Source organism: Bradyrhizobium sp. CCBAU 11434 (assembly GCF_028128895.1).
Lineage (GTDB): Bacteria > Pseudomonadota > Alphaproteobacteria > Rhizobiales > Xanthobacteraceae > Bradyrhizobium > Bradyrhizobium zhengyangense.
In genome coordinates this window covers 171,576-190,361 of the sequence record NZ_LBJX01000101.1, presented here as the reverse complement: position 1 = coordinate 190,361, position 18,786 = coordinate 171,576, and the positions used below count along the sequence as shown (strand labels likewise).

The 18,786-nt window shown below is 63.7% G+C and carries 14 protein-coding genes and 1 tRNA gene; 9 read left to right on the top strand and 6 right to left on the bottom strand.

The window, feature by feature from the left end; all coding sequences use genetic code 11:
* Nucleotides 1-43: 43 nt before the first annotated feature.
* The 5 genes from XI06_RS35535 (at nt 44) to XI06_RS35515 (ending at nt 8,216) form a co-directional block, all read left to right on the top strand.
* Entirely contained in the window at nt 44-1,216 is a 1,173-nt protein-coding gene (locus XI06_RS35535; RefSeq protein ID WP_237864417.1) for a phosphoserine transaminase, read from the top strand.
* A 117-nt stretch (nt 1,217-1,333) separates the two neighbouring features.
* Nucleotides 1,334-2,923, top strand: a complete 1,590-nt coding sequence (serA, locus tag XI06_RS35530) for a phosphoglycerate dehydrogenase (protein ID WP_237864416.1) — start codon at nt 1,334-1,336, stop codon at nt 2,921-2,923.
* 194 nt (nt 2,924-3,117) lie between these two features.
* Entirely contained in the window at nt 3,118-4,290 is a 1,173-nt protein-coding gene (locus XI06_RS35525) for a thiolase family protein (RefSeq protein ID WP_237864415.1), read from the top strand.
* A 275-nt stretch (nt 4,291-4,565) separates the two neighbouring features.
* Nucleotides 4,566-6,116 (top strand): FAD-dependent monooxygenase, encoded by a 1,551-nt coding sequence (locus tag XI06_RS35520; RefSeq protein ID WP_271607424.1) that lies wholly within the window; start codon nt 4,566-4,568, stop codon nt 6,114-6,116.
* 126 nt (nt 6,117-6,242) lie between these two features.
* Entirely contained in the window at nt 6,243-8,216 is a 1,974-nt protein-coding gene (locus XI06_RS35515) for a methyl-accepting chemotaxis protein (protein WP_271607423.1), read from the top strand.
* Here XI06_RS35515 and XI06_RS35510 read toward each other — a convergent pair.
* Nucleotides 8,213-11,740, bottom strand: a complete 3,528-nt coding sequence (locus tag XI06_RS35510; RefSeq protein WP_271607422.1) for a PAS domain-containing sensor histidine kinase — start codon at nt 11,738-11,740, stop codon at nt 8,213-8,215. The two genes, XI06_RS35515 and XI06_RS35510, sit on opposite strands and share 4 nt — an antisense overlap.
* A 304-nt stretch (nt 11,741-12,044) precedes the next feature.
* On the opposite strand from XI06_RS35510, the gene XI06_RS35505 reads away from it, so the two are divergent.
* The 3 genes from XI06_RS35505 (at nt 12,045) to XI06_RS35495 (ending at nt 13,891) form a co-directional block, all read left to right on the top strand.
* Nucleotides 12,045-12,425, top strand: a complete 381-nt coding sequence (locus XI06_RS35505; protein WP_271607421.1) for a phasin family protein — start codon at nt 12,045-12,047, stop codon at nt 12,423-12,425.
* 580 nt (nt 12,426-13,005) lie between these two features.
* Nucleotides 13,006-13,437, top strand: coding sequence for a phasin (locus XI06_RS35500; protein WP_128953856.1), 432 nt, complete (start codon nt 13,006-13,008; stop codon nt 13,435-13,437).
* Between the two features lie 377 nt (nt 13,438-13,814).
* Nucleotides 13,815-13,891, top strand: a tRNA-His gene (locus tag XI06_RS35495).
* An 87-nt stretch (nt 13,892-13,978) separates the two neighbouring features.
* On the opposite strand, the gene XI06_RS35490 is transcribed toward XI06_RS35495, so the two are convergent.
* From XI06_RS35490 to XI06_RS35470, 5 genes are all read right to left on the bottom strand, one after another.
* Nucleotides 13,979-14,362, bottom strand: a complete 384-nt coding sequence (locus XI06_RS35490; protein WP_237864409.1) for a helix-turn-helix domain-containing protein — start codon at nt 14,360-14,362, stop codon at nt 13,979-13,981.
* Nucleotides 14,362-14,658, bottom strand: coding sequence for a type II toxin-antitoxin system HigB family toxin (locus XI06_RS35485; RefSeq protein ID WP_271607589.1), 297 nt, complete (start codon nt 14,656-14,658; stop codon nt 14,362-14,364). The genes XI06_RS35490 and XI06_RS35485 overlap by 1 nt, the downstream gene beginning before the upstream one ends.
* A 431-nt stretch (nt 14,659-15,089) precedes the next feature.
* Nucleotides 15,090-15,932, bottom strand: a complete 843-nt coding sequence (locus XI06_RS35480; RefSeq protein WP_271607420.1) for a hypothetical protein — start codon at nt 15,930-15,932, stop codon at nt 15,090-15,092.
* 471 nt (nt 15,933-16,403) lie between these two features.
* Nucleotides 16,404-17,309 carry a hypothetical protein gene (locus XI06_RS35475; protein WP_271607419.1) on the bottom strand — a complete coding sequence of 302 codons (906 nt, stop codon included), beginning with the start codon at nt 17,307-17,309 and terminating at the stop codon, nt 16,404-16,406.
* Between the two features lie 183 nt (nt 17,310-17,492).
* The gene (locus XI06_RS35470) at nt 17,493-17,840 is read right to left on the bottom strand and encodes a hypothetical protein (RefSeq protein ID WP_271607418.1); all 348 of its coding nucleotides are present in this window, start codon (nt 17,838-17,840) and stop codon (nt 17,493-17,495) included.
* A 248-nt stretch (nt 17,841-18,088) separates the two neighbouring features.
* Between XI06_RS35470 and tenA the strand changes: the two genes are divergently transcribed.
* The gene (gene tenA / locus XI06_RS35465; protein ID WP_271607417.1) at nt 18,089-18,763 is read left to right on the top strand and encodes a thiaminase II; all 675 of its coding nucleotides are present in this window, start codon (nt 18,089-18,091) and stop codon (nt 18,761-18,763) included.
* The last annotated feature ends 23 nt before the right edge of the window (nt 18,764-18,786 follow it).

Here is an 18,786-nt window from a genome sequence, read left to right as displayed (position 1 = left end):
CACCTCCCCCCAACGGGAGGCTTACTATCTGGAAGGGTAGATCATGACTGTAGCGAAGCCCGCTTCGCGGCCGACCGTGCCGCATTTCTCCTCCGGCCCCTGCGCCAAGCGCCCCGGCTGGAACGCCCAAAATCTCAAAGACGCAGCGCTCGGCCGTTCGCATCGCGCGAAGGTCGGCAAGACCAAGCTCAAGCTCGCGATCGATCTGACGCGCGAAGTGCTTGAAGTCCCGGCCGATTATCGCATCGGCATCGTGCCGGCGTCCGATACCGGCGCGGTCGAGATGGCGCTGTGGTCGCTGCTCGGGGCGCGGCCCGTCACCACGCTCGCCTGGGAATCCTTCGGCGAGGGCTGGGTCAGCGATATCGTCAAGGAATTGAAGCTCAAGGACGTCACCAAGCTCAACGCTGCTTATGGTGAGATTCCCGACCTTTCCAAGGTCGATCCCAAGAGCGACGTCGTCTTCACCTGGAATGGCACCACCTCAGGCGTCCGCGTGCCGAACGCCGATTGGATCAGCGCGACCCGCGAAGGCCTGACCATTTGCGACGCCACCTCGGCGGCGTTCGCGCAGCCGCTCGACTGGGCCAAGCTCGATGTCGTCACCTTCTCCTGGCAGAAGGCGCTCGGCGGTGAAGCCGCGCATGGCATGCTGATCCTGTCGCCCCGCGCGGTGGAGCGGCTTGAGACCTACAAGCCGGCCTGGCCGCTGCCGAAGATCTTCCGCATGACCAAGGGCGGCAAGATCAATGAAGGCATCTTCGTCGGCGAGACCATCAACACGCCGTCGATGCTGTGCGTCGAGGATTATCTCGATGCGCTGAACTGGGCCAAGTCGATCGGCGGCCTCAAGGCGCTGATCGCGCGCGCCGATGCCAACACCAAGGTGCTGGCCGACTGGAAGGCTAAGACGCCCTGGATCGACTTCCTGGCCAAGGACGCGGCGATCCGCTCCAACACCTCGGTGTGCCTGAAGTTCACCGACCCCGCGATCACCTCGCTCTCCGACGACGCACAGGCCGAGTTCTCCAAGAAGCTCGTCGCCCTTGTCGAGAAGGAAGGTGCCGGCTACGACTTCGCGTATTATCGCGACGCGCCGGCGGGGCTGCGGATCTGGTGCGGGGCCACCGTCGAGGCCAGGGACGTCGAGCTGCTGACGCAGTGGATCGACTGGGCCTTCGCCGAGACCAAGGCGCAACTCGCCAAGGCAGCGTAAGCTTTCTTTCTTCGCCTCTTCCCGTTCTTGCGGGGAGAGGCAGAATTCGCTCCCAGACATCACCCTATTCCGGTCGAACGCCGTCCCTTCCATCAGGGAAGGTAGAGGATCATTCCCATGACCAAGCCCAAAGTTCTCATTTCCGACGCGCTCTCGCCCGCCGCCGTGCAGATCTTCAAAGACCGCGGCGTCGAGGTCGACTTCCAGCCCAATCTCGGCAAGGACAAGGACAAGCTCGCCGAGATCATCGGCAATTATGACGGCCTTGCCATCCGCTCCGCGACCAAGGCGACCGCCAAGATCCTGGAGAAGGCGACCAATCTCAAGGTGATCGGCCGCGCCGGCATCGGCGTCGACAATGTCGAGATTCCCGCCGCCACGGCCAAGGGCATCATCGTGATGAACACGCCGTTCGGCAATTCGATCACGACCGCCGAGCACGCGATTACGCTCATGCTGGCGCTGGCCCGCGAAATCCCGCAGGCCGACGCCTCGACCCAGGCCGGCAAGTGGGAGAAGAACCGCTTCATGGGCGTCGAGATCACCGGCAAGGTGCTTGGCGTCGTCGGCTGCGGCAATATCGGCTCGATCGTTGCTGACCGCGCCCTCGGCCTGCGCATGAAGGTGGTCGCGTTCGATCCGTTCCTGTCGCCCGAGCGCGCCAAGGACATCGGCGTCGAGAAGGTCGAGCTCGATGACCTCTTGAAGCGCGCCGACTTCATCACGCTGCATACGCCGCTGACCGAGAAGACCAAGAACATCATCGACGCGGCCGCGATCGCCAAGATGAAGAAGGGCGTGCGCCTGATCAACTGTGCCCGCGGCGGTCTTGTCGACGAGCAGGCCGTGGTCGATGCGCTCAATTCCAAGCACATCGCCGGTGCCGCCTTCGACGTCTTCGTCGAGGAGCCTGCGAACACCAACGTACTGTTCGGCCATCCCAACGTGATCTGCACGCCGCATCTCGGCGCCTCTACCACGGAAGCGCAGGAGAACGTCGCGCTGCAGGTCGCCGAGCAGATGTCGGATTACCTGCTGACCGGTGCGATCTCGAACGCGGTGAACTTCCCCTCGATCACCGCGGAAGAAGCGCCGAAGCTGAAGCCGTTCATTGCGCTTGCCGAAAAGCTCGGCTCGTTCGCCGGTCAGCTCACCGAGTCAGGCATCCTCAAGGTGGAGATCACCTATGAGGGCCACGTCGCCGAGATGAAGATCAAGGCGATCACCTCCGCGGTGCTGTCGGGCCTGCTTCGCCCGATGCTGGGCGAGGTCAACGTGGTGTCCGCGCCTGTTGTCGCCAAGGAGCGCGGCATGGTCGTGGACGAGATCGTCCGCGCCGCCCAGAGCGACTATGAGAGCCTGATCACCGTGACGGTCGCGACCGAACGCCAGGAACGCTCGGTCTCCGGCACCGTCTATCATGACGGCAAGCCGCGCCTGGTCGACATCAAGGGCATCCGCGTCGACGCCGAGTTCGGCAAGTCGATGATCTACGTCACCAACGAGGACAAGCCGGGCTTCATCGGCAGCTTCGCCGGCCTCCTGGGCGACGCCAAGCTCAACATCGCGACCTTCCATCTCGGCCGCGTCGAGCAGGGCGGCGACGCCATTGCGCTGGTCGAGGTCGATGGCGCGGTGCCGGCGGACGTCCTCGCCAAGGTGCAGGCGCTGCCGCAGGTCAAGCAGGTCAAGGCGCTGAGGTTCTGAGGCCTCCGCTGCGCGCGCGCCCCACGGAATGACGATCATCATATATTCCGACGTGCGGAACAACGCCGCCCTTCTCGCGAGGGGCGGCGTTTTTGTTGATGCAACGCGGTGCTTTATTTCTCCCGCGATCCCCAAACTTTGTGTACCAATGGCGGTCACGACGCTCCGTACAATCGTTCGAAAGGGAGAAAACAATGCGTGAAGCCGTCATCGTTTCCTATGCGCGCACGGGCCTCGCGAAATCCGGCCGCGGCGGGTTCAACATCACGCCGCCGATGTCGCTCGCGGCTCATGCCATCCACCACGCGGTCGACCGCGCCGGCGTCGACAAGGATTACGTCGAGGATTGCTATCTCGGCAATTGCGCCCATGGCGCGCCGAACATCGGCCGTCAGGCCGCGCTGCTCGCCGGCTTGCCGAAGAGCACCGGCGGCGTCTCGGTGAACCGCTTCTGCTCCTCGGGCCTGCAGACCATCGCGATGGCCGCGAACTCGATCCGCTCCGACGGCGCCGACTGCATCGTCGCCGGCGGCGTCGAGAGCATCTCGATCCCCGGCGGCGGCACGCCGAAGGAATCGATCGATCCTGAATTGCTCAAGACCGCGCCCGACATTTTCATGGCGATGATCGACACCGCCGACATCGTTGCCGAGCGCTACAAGCTCAGCCGCGAATACCAGGACGAATATTCGCTGGAATCGCAGCGCCGCATGGCGGCCGCGCAGCAGGCCGGCAAGTTCAGGGACGAAATCGTCCCGATGAAGACCAGGATGAAAGTCGTCGACAAGGCCACCAAGGCTGAGAGCATCGTCGACTACGTCGTCGACCGCGACGAGTGCAATCGCCCGGAGACCACGCTCGAGGGTCTCGCCAAGCTCGAGCCGGTGAAGGGCCCCGGCAAGTACGTCACCGCCGGCAATGCCAGCCAGCTCTCCGACGGCGCCGCCGCCGTGGTGCTGATGGAAGCCAAGGATGCCGAGAAGCGCGGTCTCAAGCCGCTCGGCCGCTTCGTCGCATGGGCCGCCGCGGGCTGCGAGCCCGACGAGATGGGTATCGGCCCGATCTTCGCCGTGCCGAAGCTGTTGAAGCGTCACGGCCTGAAGATCGACGACATCGATCTCTGGGAGCTCAACGAGGCCTTTGCCAGCCAGTGCCTCTATTCGCGCGACAAGCTCGGTATCGATCCCGAGAAGTACAACGTCAACGGCGGCTCGATCGCGATCGGCCATCCTTTCGGCATGACCGGCGCCCGTCTCACCGGTCATCTGCTGCAGGAAGGCGCCCGCCGCAAGGCCAAGTGGGGCGTCGTCACCATGTGCATCGGCGGCGGCCAGGGCGGCGCCGGCCTGTTCGAGATCTACAGCTGATCCGACGCGCAAGAATATGAAAGGCACGGCGCCGCAAGCGCCGTGCCTTTTTCGTTGCGCATCCATCCTCACGAAACTATATACGCCCCGTCGGAAAAGGCAGATTTGGTCTGGTCAGCCCAAATCCTTTCGGTGACGAAAGCTCTGGTCTTTGGCCTTGTGCACGAGATCCCCACGACGAACAGCGGGCGCCATTTGGGCGCTCAATCGTTCGTCCGTGTGATCCTCGAAGCTCTGGGAACGCTCCGGTCGAACATCGACTCCAGGAGCGTCTCATGCAAACCCAATCCACTGATATCTATGACGTCATCATTGCCGGTGCCGGCCCTGTCGGCCTGTTTCTCGCCTGCGAATTGCGGCTCGCAGGTCGCTCGGTGCTCGTCCTCGAGCAAGCGCAAGATCCGCATTCGGCGCTGAAGCAGCTCCCGTTCGGCCTGCGTGGCCTGTCGATCACGACGACCGAGGCCTTTCACCGGCGCGGCTTGCTTGACGAGATCGTCGCCGCGCAGCGCGCAAAGTCAGGCGCGATCAAGAGTGTCGCGCACTGGATGCAGCAGACGCGACGGCCCGCCGGTCACTTCGCCGGCATCCAGTTCTTCGAGGACGATGTCGATGCCACGAGATGGCGCTGGCGCCTGCCGACGCCGGCCGAAGCCGGCGTCGCGGTCGATATGGAAACGCTCGAAACCGTATTGGCCGTGCGCGCATGCAGCCTGGGCGTCGACATCCTCAGGGGATTTGGCGTCGCCGCCATTGCCGCCTCGGACGACGACGTCACCGTGCAGGCGGCCGGCGCGACGTTTCGCGGACGTTGGCTGGTCGGCTGCGATGGCGGCCGCAGCATAGTGCGCAAGGCCTGCGGATTCGATTTCGTCGGCACCGACCCTGAATTCACCGGCTATTCCATCGACGTCGAGCTCGCCGATCCGGAGAAACTCAAGCCAGGCCGCAATTACACGTCGACGGGCATGTACACTTATGCGGTATCAGGCACGATCGCGATGGTCGATTTCGACGGCGGCCTGTTCCACCGGAGCGCGCCTGTTACGCGCGAGCATGTGCAAGACGTGCTGCGCCGCGTCTCCTGCACGGACGTCACCATTACAAGCCTTCGCTTTGCCGCGACCTGGACCGACCGCGCCCGCCAGGTGACGGCCTATCGCAAGAGACGCGTGCTGCTCGCGGGCGATGCCGCGCACATCCATTCGCCGCTGGGCGGGCAGGGGCTCAATCTCGGTCTCGGCGATGCCATGAACCTCGGCTGGAAGCTGGCCGCGACGATCTCCGGCCACGCGCCGAGCAATCTCCTCGATAGCTATTCGCGGGAGCGACATCCCGTCGGCGCACAAATCCTCGATTGGTCGCGCGCGCAGGTCGCGATCATGCGGCCGACGCCTGCGACCCGCGCGCTCCAGGCGGTCATCCGCGATCTGATCGCAACCGGCGATGGCGCGACCTATTTCGCCGAACGCATCCGCGGCGCTGCGCTCCGCTACGATCTCGACGGCCGCCATCCGCTCGTCGGGCGCAGTGTTCCCGATTTCGAACTCTCTGACAGCACGACGGTCGGAGAAAATCTCAGAGAGGCGAAAGGGCTCTTGCTGGACTTCGACATGCGCCAATCGCTTCAAGCGCTCGCGAGCGGCTGGAGCGACCGGATTGCGTATCTTGCGGGCGCGCCGCGGGATCGGCTGGGCCTGAGCGCGGTGCTGGTGCGTCCCGATGGCTTTGTCGCCTGGGCCAGCGACGGCGCGCCCGGTGATGACGACGCCGCCCAAGCCGCGTCGCGCTGGTTCGGCCAACCGACGACGCGCGGATGTCCTTGAGTCTATGCACTCCGGCGTGCATTTTGTCATAATACACGTAGTCCTACGTGCCCGCAAATTAACGGAAGTTTTTATGCATTAGCGCCTCATAAACCGCATCTGTCACCAACCGGCTTTGCGATCACGATGCGGCTTTTCTCTCTGCGACTCACTCACAAGATTATTGCGATCGGCGTCATTGGCGTCGTCGGCGTCGTCCTGATCGGCGGCATTCATCTCTACGGCGAGCGCGCGATGGGAATCTCGCGCGACGCCGCCGAGAAAGCGCGCACCGTCTTCGAGCTGAACAGCAGGATCGCGGTCGAGCTGCTGGAGGCGCGCCGCGCCGAGAAGGATTTCCTGCTGCGCAGCGACCCCGCCCGCGCGCAGCGCCAGGTCGAGATCTCGCGGCAGGTCGCGCTGGACATCGAGACGCTGCGCGGCAAGATCGCAGCGCTCGGCAAGCCCGAGTTGGCGCAGAAGATCGACGCGATGAACGCATCGCTGAAGACCTATCAGGCGCACTTCGCCGCAGTGGTCGAGGAGCGGCAGCGCCTCGGGCTGGACGAGAATTCAGGCCTCGAAGGCCGCCTGCGCGGTTCCGTCCACGAGATCGAAAGCAAGGTCGATCAGTTGCACGATGCCCCGCTCAAGGTGATCATGCTGATGATGCGCCGGCATGAGAAGGATTTCATGCTGCGTCGCGACGCCAAATATGGCGGCGAGATGAAGAAGCGCGCATCCGAATTTCTCGCCGGTATCGATGCCGGCGCGATTCCCGAAGCCGCGAAGGCCGAGCTGCGGCAGAAGCTCTCCGACTATCAGCGCGACTTTTCCGCCTGGATGGAGACCGCGCTCAAGCTCGCGAGCGAGTTGAAGGCGATGTCGGAGGCGTTCTCGACCGTCGAGCCCGTCATCGAGCAGGTCTCGAAATCGGTCGACAGCATCCGCCTCGAAGCCGACAAGCAGAACGACGCCGAGCGCGAGGGCATCCAGTTCTGGATCGCCATTGCCATCGCGCTGATCGCGGCGGGCGTGCTCGGCCTCGGTGCCTTCATCGGCCGTTCGGTCGCAAAGCCGCTGTCGGCGATGCGGGCGGCGATGATCGAGCTCGCCAACGGCAATTTCGCCGTCGTGCTGCCCGGCCTCGGCCGTCCCGACGAGATCGGCGAGATCGCGCAGGCCGTCGAGACCTTCAAGATCAACGCCGAGCAGAAGGCGCGCGAGGAGGCGGAGGAGAAGGCGCGGCAGGACAAGCTCGCCGCCGAGCGGCGCCGCGCCGACATGATCAGGATGGCCGACGATTTCGAGGGCGCGATCGGCGAGATCGTCGAGACGGTGTCCTCGGCCGCAACCGAGCTCGAGGCATCGGCAACATCGCTGACGACCACCGCGGGCCGGTCGACCGAGCTCGCCGCGCTGGTCGAGGCCGCCTCGGAAGAGGCCGCCACCAACGTGCAGTCGGTGGCCTCAGCCGCAGAAGAGCTGACCGCCTCCGTCAACGAGATCAGCCGCCAGGTGCAGGCCTCCGCGCGCATTGCCGGCGAGGCGGTCAGCCAGGCCGGCCACACCAACGATCGCGTCGGCGAATTGTCGAAGGCGGCGGCCCGCATCGGCGATGTCGTCGAGCTCATCAATGCGATCGCAGGCCAGACCAATCTCCTGGCGCTGAACGCCACCATCGAGGCCGCGCGTGCAGGCGAGGCCGGGCGCGGCTTTGCGGTGGTCGCTTCGGAAGTGAAGGCGCTCGCCGAGCAGACCGCGAAGGCGACAGGCGAGATCGGTCAGCAGATCGCGAGCATCCAGGGCGCGACCAACGAGTCCGTCGGTGCGATCAGGACCATCGGCGGCACCATCGAGCGGCTGTCCGAGATCTCTTCCACCATCGCGGCCGCGGTCGAGCAGCAGGGCGCCGCAACCGGCGAGATCTCGCGCAACGTGCAGAGTGCGGCTGAAGGCACCACGCAGGTCAGCGCCAATATCAGCAATGTCCGGCAGGGCGCGACCGAGACCGGCTCGGCCTCCGCGCAAGTCCTCTCCGCAGCGCAATCGCTCTCGAGCGACAGCAACCGCCTCAAATTCGAGGTCGGCAAGTTCCTCGATACGGTGCGCGCGGCTTAGGCCCGCGCCGTCGCCGGCGCGAAGGTCACCTCGATCAGCGTGCCCTGGCCGGCGCTCTTGATGTTGAACTGGGCGCGGTTGGCTTCGACGAGCGCTTTCGTCAGCGACAGGCTCAGCGCGGAATTGTCCGCGGCATCGCCGGGCGGCGGCGTGCGGAACGGCTCCATCGCGGCGGCGACTTCCTGGTCGCTGAGGCCGTGGCCGGTATCCCTGATGCGAAGCGCCACCTCGCCGCGATCGTTGAGCGCGGTGGAGACGATCACCTGGCCGCCGGCGCTGGCAAGCCGGATCGAGTTCGAGATCAGGTTCATCGTCACCTGCCGCAGCGCGCGCGCATCCGCCGCCACCTGCGGCAGCGCATGCGCGAGCGAGGTGCGGATGATGATGCGCTCGCGATTGGCCTGCGGCTGCATCACGGTGACACAGGCCTCGACCATGTCGTTGAGGTTGAGATTGGCAAAGCTGAGATCGAGCTTGCCGGTCTCGATCCGCGACAGCTCCAGGAGATCGTCGATGATGGTGATCACCCGCTCGCCGGAGGCGCGGATGTCCTTCATGTATTCGCCGTAGCGCTCGTTGCCCAGCGAACCAAATCGTTCGGAGATCATCACCTCGGCAAAGCCGATGATGGCGTTGAGCGGCGTGCGGATCTCGTGGCTGATCCGCGCCAGCATGTCGGCCTTGGCATTGGCTGCGCCGTCGACCAGGCGCCGCGCCTTCGTCAGCTCGCTCTCGCCCTTCTTGGCCTGCGACAGGTCGCGGAACACGGCGAAGAAGTTCGGGCCGTCGGGCCGGGTGCGGCCCATGATCATCGCCAGCGGCAGCACGCCGCCCTTCTTCTCGCGGCCCAGCACTTCGCGGCCGTGATCGAGCAGGCTTGCGATATCCTGGCTCTTCAGGCTCTCGAGATAGTCGAGCACGATCTGCTGGCTCTCCGGCGCGAACAGCGTCAGCAAATTCAGCTGCATCAGCGCCTCGCCGTCATAGCCGAACAGCGCCTCGGCGCTGCGGTTGCAGGCGTGGATATTGCCTTCGGCATCGAACATCACGATGCCCTCGGCGGTGGTGTCGAGGATCGCGGCGAGATCTTCCGCGTCGGCATCGCCGACATCAGGCTCGGGCGCGAACAGCACGGGCTCGTCGACGTCGGTCTCGGTGGCAACGGGTGGCGCGGCCACCGGTGCCACGACGACCGGCGCGGCGACGACAGCATGCGGCAGCGCGCAGATCAGCGCATGCGCGCTGGCGCCGTCCCAGTCGATCGTGTGCAGATGCGCTTCGGTCGTCGCCAGTGGCTGCTCGCCATTGGGAAGTGCAGCGCTGATCGTCACCGGCGTGCCGGATTGCGATGTGCTGCTCGCGGCGGAAACGCCCGGCTCGACATAGAGCGCATCGAGCCCGCCGGCATCTTCCAGCGCACCAAGGCTGGCATAGCCCATGCGGTTGAGGAACGCGGCATTGGCGTAGAGCAGGCGATCGAGCCGGTAGATCAGTATCCCTGAGGGAATGAGATCCAGCAGCGCGCGGTCGCGCGAGCTGTGGCCATAGGCGGGCGGTGCGGGCTCGCTCAGCCATTCGGCCGCGGCCGGCGGCGCCTCGAGCTCCGAGATCAACGGCTCCGAGATCAGCGGCTCCGATATCTCAGGTTCTTGCGGCATCGCCGCGTCAGGCGCGATCTCGTCCGCCGGCGGCTCGGCGCTATCAGAGGCGATCTGCTCACGCTCGCGTTCGAGCCGCTCGGACAATTGCCGCGCCAGCTCGTTGAACGCGCTGTTCTCGACCGGCGTCAGCGTCGGCGATCTCTGGTCGGCTGATGACCTGAGGTCATTAGCTGACCTGGGATCACCCGGTGCGCGGAATGGCACGACATTCGGAGGCGTTTCCACTGGCGTTTCCGGCTCGGTTGGGTGTGAATTCGCTTCGGTGAAAAGTGCGGGCGGTTCGGATTCGATTGCGGCGGGCGGCTCAGGCTCAGGCGGCGGCTCGACCGGCGGAGGCGGCGCCTCCGTCTCCACCTTGGCCTCCGGTTCAGGCTCAGGCTCAGGCTCGACCACATCGGCCGACAGGCCCTGTGCAGCGACCGGCTCGCTGAACAATTCATATCGCCTGAGCGCATCGAGCCGGTTCAGCCCGTCGAGATCGCGGCAGACGCCAAAACCCTTGAAGCCGGCAAAGTTGCGCGCGCGGTCATAGACCGGCAGGCCGGCCAGCTCGACCGGCAGATGCTCGCCGCCATCGGCCGGCCAGTTCACGGTGATGCCGGCCCAGGTGTCGTGGCTTTCAAGCGCCTGCGCGACGCGGCCGTCAGGATCCAGCGCAAATTCCTCTGATATCTCGCGCCAGGGCCGGCCGAAGCCGGCCGCGGTGTGCGCGCCCATCAGGCGGATGATTTCGTCCGAGCCCAGCACAAAGCGGCCCTGCGCATCCATCTGCCACAGGAAGCGCAGCGGATGCTGGCGCGGTGTCTCAGCAGGGGCAGACCGCGTCTCCGCGTGTCCGGGCGGCTCGACCATGGCGCTCGTGATCGGCGCCGGTTGCGGCGGCACGATGGCTGCGGGCGGGTTTTCAACGATAGTTTCCGGCGCGGCTTCGATCGGTTGCGCGATGGTTTCGGGCGCGGGCGCCTCAGCGTCCTTCACGGCGTCCTGGATCGAGACGATCTCCGTCGCCGCGTGTGCTTCCGGCTCGGGCGTCGCGGCGAGCGGCGGTGCCGGCGTCTCGTCCGGCTCAGTAAACGGATCGAACATCGCGATCCCGGCATCGGGCTCGTGCGCCGGCGCTGTTGCGACGGGCGGCGCAGGCTCAGCCGCTGGCTCGGTCTCCATCTCAGGCGCCGCGACCGGTGCGCTCTCCGCCGCGGGCTCAGCTTGCGCCACCGCCGGCTCGATCAGCGCAACCAGCCCGACATCGGCGCCAACGCCGACCCGCTGCAGCACCATCTTGCCGATGCCGATTGGCAACTCGGCGCGGCCCTTCGCCAGCGCCTCGTTGCGCGCCTGGTCGAGGCCGGCCTCGCCGAGATCGCGAAAGCCGAGCAGGGAGCGCGCCGCTTCGCTGGCGCCGGCGAACATGCCGTCAGGTGCGAATGCCGCCATCGGCGTCGTCGCGCCGTCGACGAGACGATGCAGCCGCTCGACCAGCGGCATGCTGCGCGAAGCGCCGTTCATCGCGCTGACGAGTACGCCGGAAGAGCCATCGGAAAAATCGAGCCGCGCGCAGGCGCAGGTCATCAGCGTGCCGAGCCCGGCGCCGAAGCCGCGCATCCGCTCCAGCCTCACGCTGCCGCCGCCCGGCAGCCGGTGTGCGAGCCGGACGATCTGGCGGCGATGGCTGTCGGCGGGGCCGAAGGTTTTTTGCGCCAGCGCAACCGCATTCATCGCGCCAAAAAATTTCGCGCCGACCGCATTGGCCCACAGCACGCGCGAACCATCGAGCGACCACAGCCACGCCGGCAGGGGGGACGTCGCGTGCACGGACAGCCTGGGATCGCCGACGCCCCGCAACTGGAAATCCGAATTCGTCATCCGACCGGCTTTGACTCTCGCGCCACGCTTCACATCAGGTCCGCCGGGAATGGCAGCCTTAAGAAAGGGTTACTATCGCCCGCGGGCGCGGGCAGGTCCACGCCCGGACCTTAACGGGGGCGTCCTAAAGCCGCGATAACCTTAATGTGGCCGAACCCGCAAGACGCCCGATCGTTGCATCCGCAGGATTCGTGGAGGGGCCGGCGTCATACCGGCAATACCGTCCAGGGTTACGCTTCACGCCGGGCGCGGGGACTGGCCGAAACGGCCGGCAAACCAGCAAGCAGGACCAGGAGCAGCAGGCATGACCGATCAGTCCAATGGGCATTTCGAGATTCCGCCGGAGATGCGGAACATGGCGGAATCCAGCTTCAAGCAGGCCCGCGACGCCTTCGAGAAACTGCTCGCCAATGCGGAGGCCGCCGCCGGTACGATGGAAGAGCGCGGCGCCTCCATGCGCGCCGGCGCCAAGGACATCGGCGCCCGCGCCCTCGCCTTCGCCGAGACCAATGTGCAGGCCTCGCTGAACTACGCCCAGTCGCTGGCCCACGCGAGGGACCTCACCGAGGTGATGCGGCTGCACGGCGACTACGTCCAGGCCCAGATGAAGACCTTGGCCGAGCAAGCCGGCGAAATCGGCCAGCTCGTCAGCCGCACCGCCATGGATGCGACGAAGAGGCATTGAGTGGGTGAGGCACTCTGCGCACCCCAACGAAGGTCTGTTCCCTCCCCCCTTGTGGGGGAGGGCTAGGGAGAGGGGTAGCCCAGCAAAGACTGCCCGTTGCTGGCGACGGCCGGCGGGTGCCCCACCGACAGAATCCCCGTGTGGCACCCCCCTCCCTGACCCTCCCCCACAAGGGGGGAGGGAACGGAGAGACCGCCGTTTTTCTCCGTCATTCCGGGGCGCGCGTAGCGCGAGCCCGGAATCCATCCGGCAGCGAGGGCGGCAGAGGAATGGATTCTCAGATGCGCAATTGCGCACCATAGGTCGCGCGCCCCGGAATGACTTGCGTACCTCAACCCACGGTTCCCCAACCTCGGGAACTTCACCCCTAGGATTAAATTTTCGCAGCGCACCTCCGGATCACATTGCGCCGCACAATGTTGACATGTTAGTGAGCCACAGTACTGGCGCTGGACGAGCCGTCTTGTAGTTCTGCGTATCCAGTCTTCGTACCCGCCATTCAAAGAAGAAACGGCCCCGGTTGGCCCGGCGGGCGCGCCAGAAGGCTCACTCCATTTTTTCTTTAGCGTGAGGGACCAACATGACAGGTGCGACTGATCCGTTTTCTGCCTCGATCATCCCGTTCGAGGTTCCCGAGCAGGTGCGCGCATTCGCCGAAAAGGGCGTTTCGCAGGCCCGCGAAAACTACGCCAAGTTCAAGGACGCGGCTGAGACCCACAACGGCACCATCGAAGCCGTGTTCGCCTCCGTCCAAAAGGGTGCGAACGAGTACACCGCCAAGCTGATGGAATTCGCCAAGGCCAACACCACGGCCCATATGGATTTCACCCAGGAGCTGCTCGGCATGAAGTCGCCGACCGATGCGTTCCAGCTCTGGACCGGCCACGCCAAGACCCAGCTCGAGACCTTGCAGGCTCAGGCCAAGGAGCTGTTCGAGATCGCCCAGCGTTCCGCCAGCGCGACCGCCGAGCCGATCAAGGCCTCCGCCTCGAAGTTCTACCCCGCCGCCTGATCTCAACGGCGGATCGAGCAAGTTAGGAAACCCGGGCCCAACGGCCCGGGTTTTTCTTCACCTCTCCCGCAGGGAGAGGTCGGATTGCATCGAAGATGCAATCCGGGTGAGGGGTTCTGCTCTCATTGGGTGCCGCGGCCCCTCACCCGGATCGCTCCGGCGCGCAATTGCGCGCCAAGCAATCCGACCTCTCCCCTCCGGGGAGAGGTGAACCACGACTGCGGGACCGGAATCCTGCGGATTTATCGCGCCAAAGAGCGCCAAATAACGGCTTCTGCGGCCTTGCCAAAAACCCCCGTTGCACCTAGTTTCCGCCCCGTCCAGCCCCCTTAGGCAGCAGGCCTTTCAGGCAGCCCCAAGGCGCGGCTCGCAAGGATGCAGTTGTAGCTCAGTTGGTTAGAGCGCCTGTCTGTGGAACAGGAGGTCGGTGGTTCGAGCCCACCCAACTGTACCAGCGCTGTATCTACGAAGCGATCGAGCTGAAACCTACGTCGATAGTCGCGGGCGCGCGCACAAACCCCTGCTGGCCGGGCAGAAGGGACTACGCCTGAGCCTTGGCCAATTCATACGGGGAGGCGAGTAGCTCAATGGGTATATGCCATTCAGCGCTGATTGTGCGGATCATATCGAGCGTCAACGGGCGCACGCGATTCAGGATCTCGGACGCGCGATTCCGTCCGATGAGTTCGCTGAGGCCAGCCTGGGTTTTTCCCATGGATTGAATCGCGAACTCCAGGACCTCCACTGGATCGACATGCGGAATTTCGAAGTGCGCGTCCTCGTACTGTCGGACGAGAGTTGCGAGCACCTCGAACCTGTCGCTCTCAGGCGTGCCGATTGCTGGCTGAGCCTCGAAATAACGAGTCACCTCGCCAATCGCCCAGTTGTAGTCATCTTCGTTATGGAGAGGCCGAACATCCATCATCACACCGTCTCCGCATCTATCTTGTCGTAGTCGTCGTGCGTACCGACGAACTTGATGAGCGCAGTTTTGTGCAGGTACGCAAAGTGGGCGATGAGGCGGTACTTATTTCCACCAATGTCGAAGATAGCTCTGTTGTCTCCGACAAAATCCACATTCGCACCGAACGCCCTCTTCAAATCCGCGGGCGAGCCCCAAGTCCCCCTGGAAACGATTTGATACCAGGTGCTGAGAGGCTTCTCGGCGTCTGGATGTCGCTCCCAAAAGTCCCTTAGCGCCTTCCTGGCTATTACGTTCATCGCCATAGCATGTTCCCAAAATGGGATCAAATCAATATTCCCAGAACGGGAACAAACTCTGGCCCATACCGCCTGAATTTGACGGGCCCTGACGAGTTTCGGGCCCACGAGCGGGCGGTCTTTGCAATTTTAGGAAGCTCGTAGGATGGGTTGAGCCCTTGCGAAACCCATCTCTTCTTAGCCGCCGTTCTTCGTAAGCGCGATATGATGCCTCAGCGACGGCAGCTTCCGCCCCGCCAGATTTACCCTGGGAGCATCCACCCGGAACGAAGTTACGACAGCACGCTTTCAAGATCTGACGTTACGACGAAACAGGTTAGATGGGTTTCGCAAGGGCTCAACCCATCCTACGCGCTCAACCCATCCTATCGGCTGAGTGACTACTGAATGAATGGTCGTCAGGGAAAGTTAGCGGAAGAACTTGAAGGGGACTAAGAGCGTCTCCCCAAGCGTGTTGGAGCTTGCCCCGTCTCTTCCAAGAAGCGGAACGGATGCGGTATCGATTTCTCCGGCTCTTTCATTGCATTGCGGAGATAGTCCGAAATGCTCTTGCGAAGGCGGGGAGCCCACTCAGGCTCACGGATGTCATAAATAATAACTCTGAGATGCCTTAGGTCGAAGGGAACGTCGTCGACTAGGCCTGATGTAAACACAACGGGTTTCTTTGCGGCATGAGCGAGGCCGAGTTCGTAGAACACGTTGGCGTTCTTTCCTGAAAGATCGGCCAACAGTACTTTTGCTTTTTGGATCTGTTCCCAAATCTGCTCAACTACGCTGCCGGTCGTAAATAGCTCGTCCGCCCGGACGGGCTCAAATCCTGCTTCTTTGATGGCAGGCGTGTAGATCTCTTGGTAGTAGCGATCGAACCAAGATCCAAACGGCATCATCACAAAACAGGTATCGAGAAATTCGCGAATGCGTGGTTCGCGGGGAGGCGCCGACGAAGGAATTTTGTCAGCCGGTGTAATCCCCGGTATTGCCTCGTCCGGGAGCGGTTGCGGATCCGTGGCATTCGAAGGATTGAACGCGCGCAGAAACCTCAAATTGTCTAGGAAAATCTTGGCGAATGTATCCACGCGGTCACGCGGAATACTGAACTCTCGGGTCAAAGTGTTTAAGAAAAATTCGTCTTCGGGAATGCGTTTGCCGCCGTAGAATTGTTCAACGGCTTGGAAATCTTTAACGCTCCGGAATGCGGAAAGCAGCCCGTAGGATGGGTTGAGCCCTTGCGAAACCCATCTCTTCTTAGCTACCGCTCTCCGTAAGTGCGGCATGATGCGTCAGCAATGGCAGCTTACGTTCCGCCAGATTGACGATGAAGAAGCATCCACCCGGAAGGAAGTCATGACGTTGCGACGAAAGAGGTTAGATGGGTTTCGCAGGAGCTCAACCCATCCTACGGGCTGGCGCGTTTTTCAAAGTCGTCATCAATCACGATGGTGAGGAGTCCTGTTCTTCGACCCTGTGAGTGACGAAGAGGCAGGCGAGCTCGTTGCGGAGCATGCACCAAGCCTCCTCGAGAAATATTTCGACGGTATGTTCCCAGAGGGCGGCAGTGCGGAGAAACAAATAACGGTGCGACTCCCAATTAACCTGGCGAAGCGCATTGAAGCAGCCGCCGATTACGGTGACAGTGCACTCAATTCCCTGTCGTGCCGGTCACGGTATGTGCGGTGCCGGTCACCTAAAGTTTAGTGCACTATCGCGGTTATCAGCCATGCACCCCCGAACACCGGCCGATCTCATCACTCGCTTACGACCGACATCTCTCCCGTATCCAAACCGATCCGCACCGGCGTGCCGGCCGGTCGCATGTCTCCACCGACGGCGAATGGTTCGGCGAGCTGTGAGACGACGGTGCCGCCCACTACCTCGAAGCTCTTGCTGTTCAAGGGCACACCGCGAAGGACGATCGTCTGGCCGTGTCCCGAGCGGATGCGCACCAGCCGGCCGTCACCCGCAACCTCCAGCGTGACTCCGACTGGGGCCATCGTGTCCAGCATCGGGATGTAGGCTTCGCTCGCCGAGAGAAGAAAGCTCCAGGGCTCCATGTCGTTGCCGCGCCGGATCGTCGTCTGGTCTGGCAGCTTCAGCCCGAGCAGCTCGTGCGGCGCACCGAGCGTGAAGCGGTGGAGTGTACCGGCCTTATCGAACAGAACGCCGCCGAAGCGGTCGTTCGCGTAGGGTCCACCCTTGCATGGCAATCCGTCGATGATCTGATAGCCGTGGAGATCGCCTCCCCAATGCGTGACGTCATTGCCCTGTCTCTTCCACGGCTTGAGCGTTCCCGTGAGCCGCATGCCGAGAATCTCGGTCACCTGCGGCAGCTCGATCAAGACGACGATGGAATGCGCCTTGTCGGCGAACTGGATCTTGCTGCCAGCCGGTAAAGGCAAATCAGCGATGGTCTCGCCGGTCTCGAGAGTGCGCCAGTATTTGGTTGCGTCGTAGCTCTGGTAAAGATAGAGGGCGCCGGCCGCGGGAAACGGCAATGCCAGAAAGGCGGCGCAGGCGATCAATACAAAGCGCAGTCCGCCGATCCAGGGCGAGCCATACCAGGCCGAAAATGCCAACGCGAGCGCCAGCGGTATGGTCACGAACCAATTGTTGACGACGGCATATCCGAACAGAAGCGGCCATGGCAGGCGCAAAATCGGTCTCCTTCGGTTCAGTCATCGACCGAGCGCAAGATAGCGGGCGTTGTGTCATCAGCAACGCGCGTATGCAGCCAATTCGTCGACGGCAGATCAGTCCCAGTTCAAGCGCGATTGCCGGATCGAGAACCCTAAACTCCCGATCCTCCCGAGCACGCGCAAACGCTGGCCGAGTCCGATCTACGCACCTTCGCCGCGATCGCCAACAATCCGCACCAACTCCACTTCGAGCTTCAGCCCGGGCGATTGTCTTGCAAATCCGGTGCACACCGTCGACGAGCCATCCACCGATCGCCCCGACACCACGATGTCGATCTCATCCAAGCCAAACACGCCGGGCGGCCCCGGCGCCACGCGTCGGGCGGAAAGGCTGGCTTTGAAGTGCTCGCCATGCTGCGTCCAGTGTCCTGCGTAGGCAAAGGTGGAGTCGCCGCCGGCGAGTGTCCCGTCAGGGCCGAACTCGACCACGCCAGCACCTTCGCCGACCGGCGTCTTGAACCAAACGGAATATCTGCCCGGGGTGATCACGCGAGCCACCACAGATGCGGTCTTCCGGCCGAAATGAGCCAGACCAAAATGGCTATCGCGTGGCGCGCGCAGGTCCTGCTGCCCTGCAGGGACTCCGGTGACAGTGCACCAAACGCTCGACGCGGGGAGTGCCCAATCTGCGACGCGTCTCAATGCCAGTTTCGTGCGCGGCGCCGTAGCTCCTCGGGTAGCAATGCGATATCGGTAGCGAGCCAAAGACGTTGATGGCCAGCCAGGCGGGAAAGATCGTGAGTTTCTTCGAGCGTCTCAAGACGGAAGCATCCGCTGAGTGGCGGGCCTACACCGAGCATCCCTTCACGAACGGGTTGGCAGACGGCTCGCTCCCCGAAGCGGCGTTCCGTCACTACCTCGTTCAGGATTATCTGTTCCTCATCGAGTTTGCCCGCGCCTACGCGCTCGCGGTCTACAAGTCGCCCAGACTTGCCGACATGCGTGAAGCCGCGGCCGGCCTGTCGGCCATCCTCGATGTCGAGATGGACCTGCATGTGAAGCTCTGCGCCGGCTGGGGTCTATCCCCTGATGACCTTGAACAGGCCCCGCCGGCGGCCGAGATGCTGGCCTATACACGCTACGTGTTAGATGCGGGCATGCGCGGCGATCTGCTGGCGCTCAAGGTGGCGCTTGCTCCTTGCGTGATCGGCTACGCGGAAATCGCAACGCGGCTCGCCTCGCGCCCCGATGCGGCGGCTTCGACGAACGCCTATCGCGTCTGGATCGCCGAATACGCCGGCGCGCCGTACCAGGAGGTCGCTGCCAAAGCGCGGGCGCATATGGAGCATCTTGCCGATCTCTACGCCACGCCGGCCCGCGAGGCCGAGCTGATTGCGATCTTCAAGGAAGCCACCCGGCTCGAGGCAGACTTCTGGGAGATGGCCTGGCGCGTGGGCCCAAGGGTTGAATAACAAGTGCTGAATAGCGGTTTCGG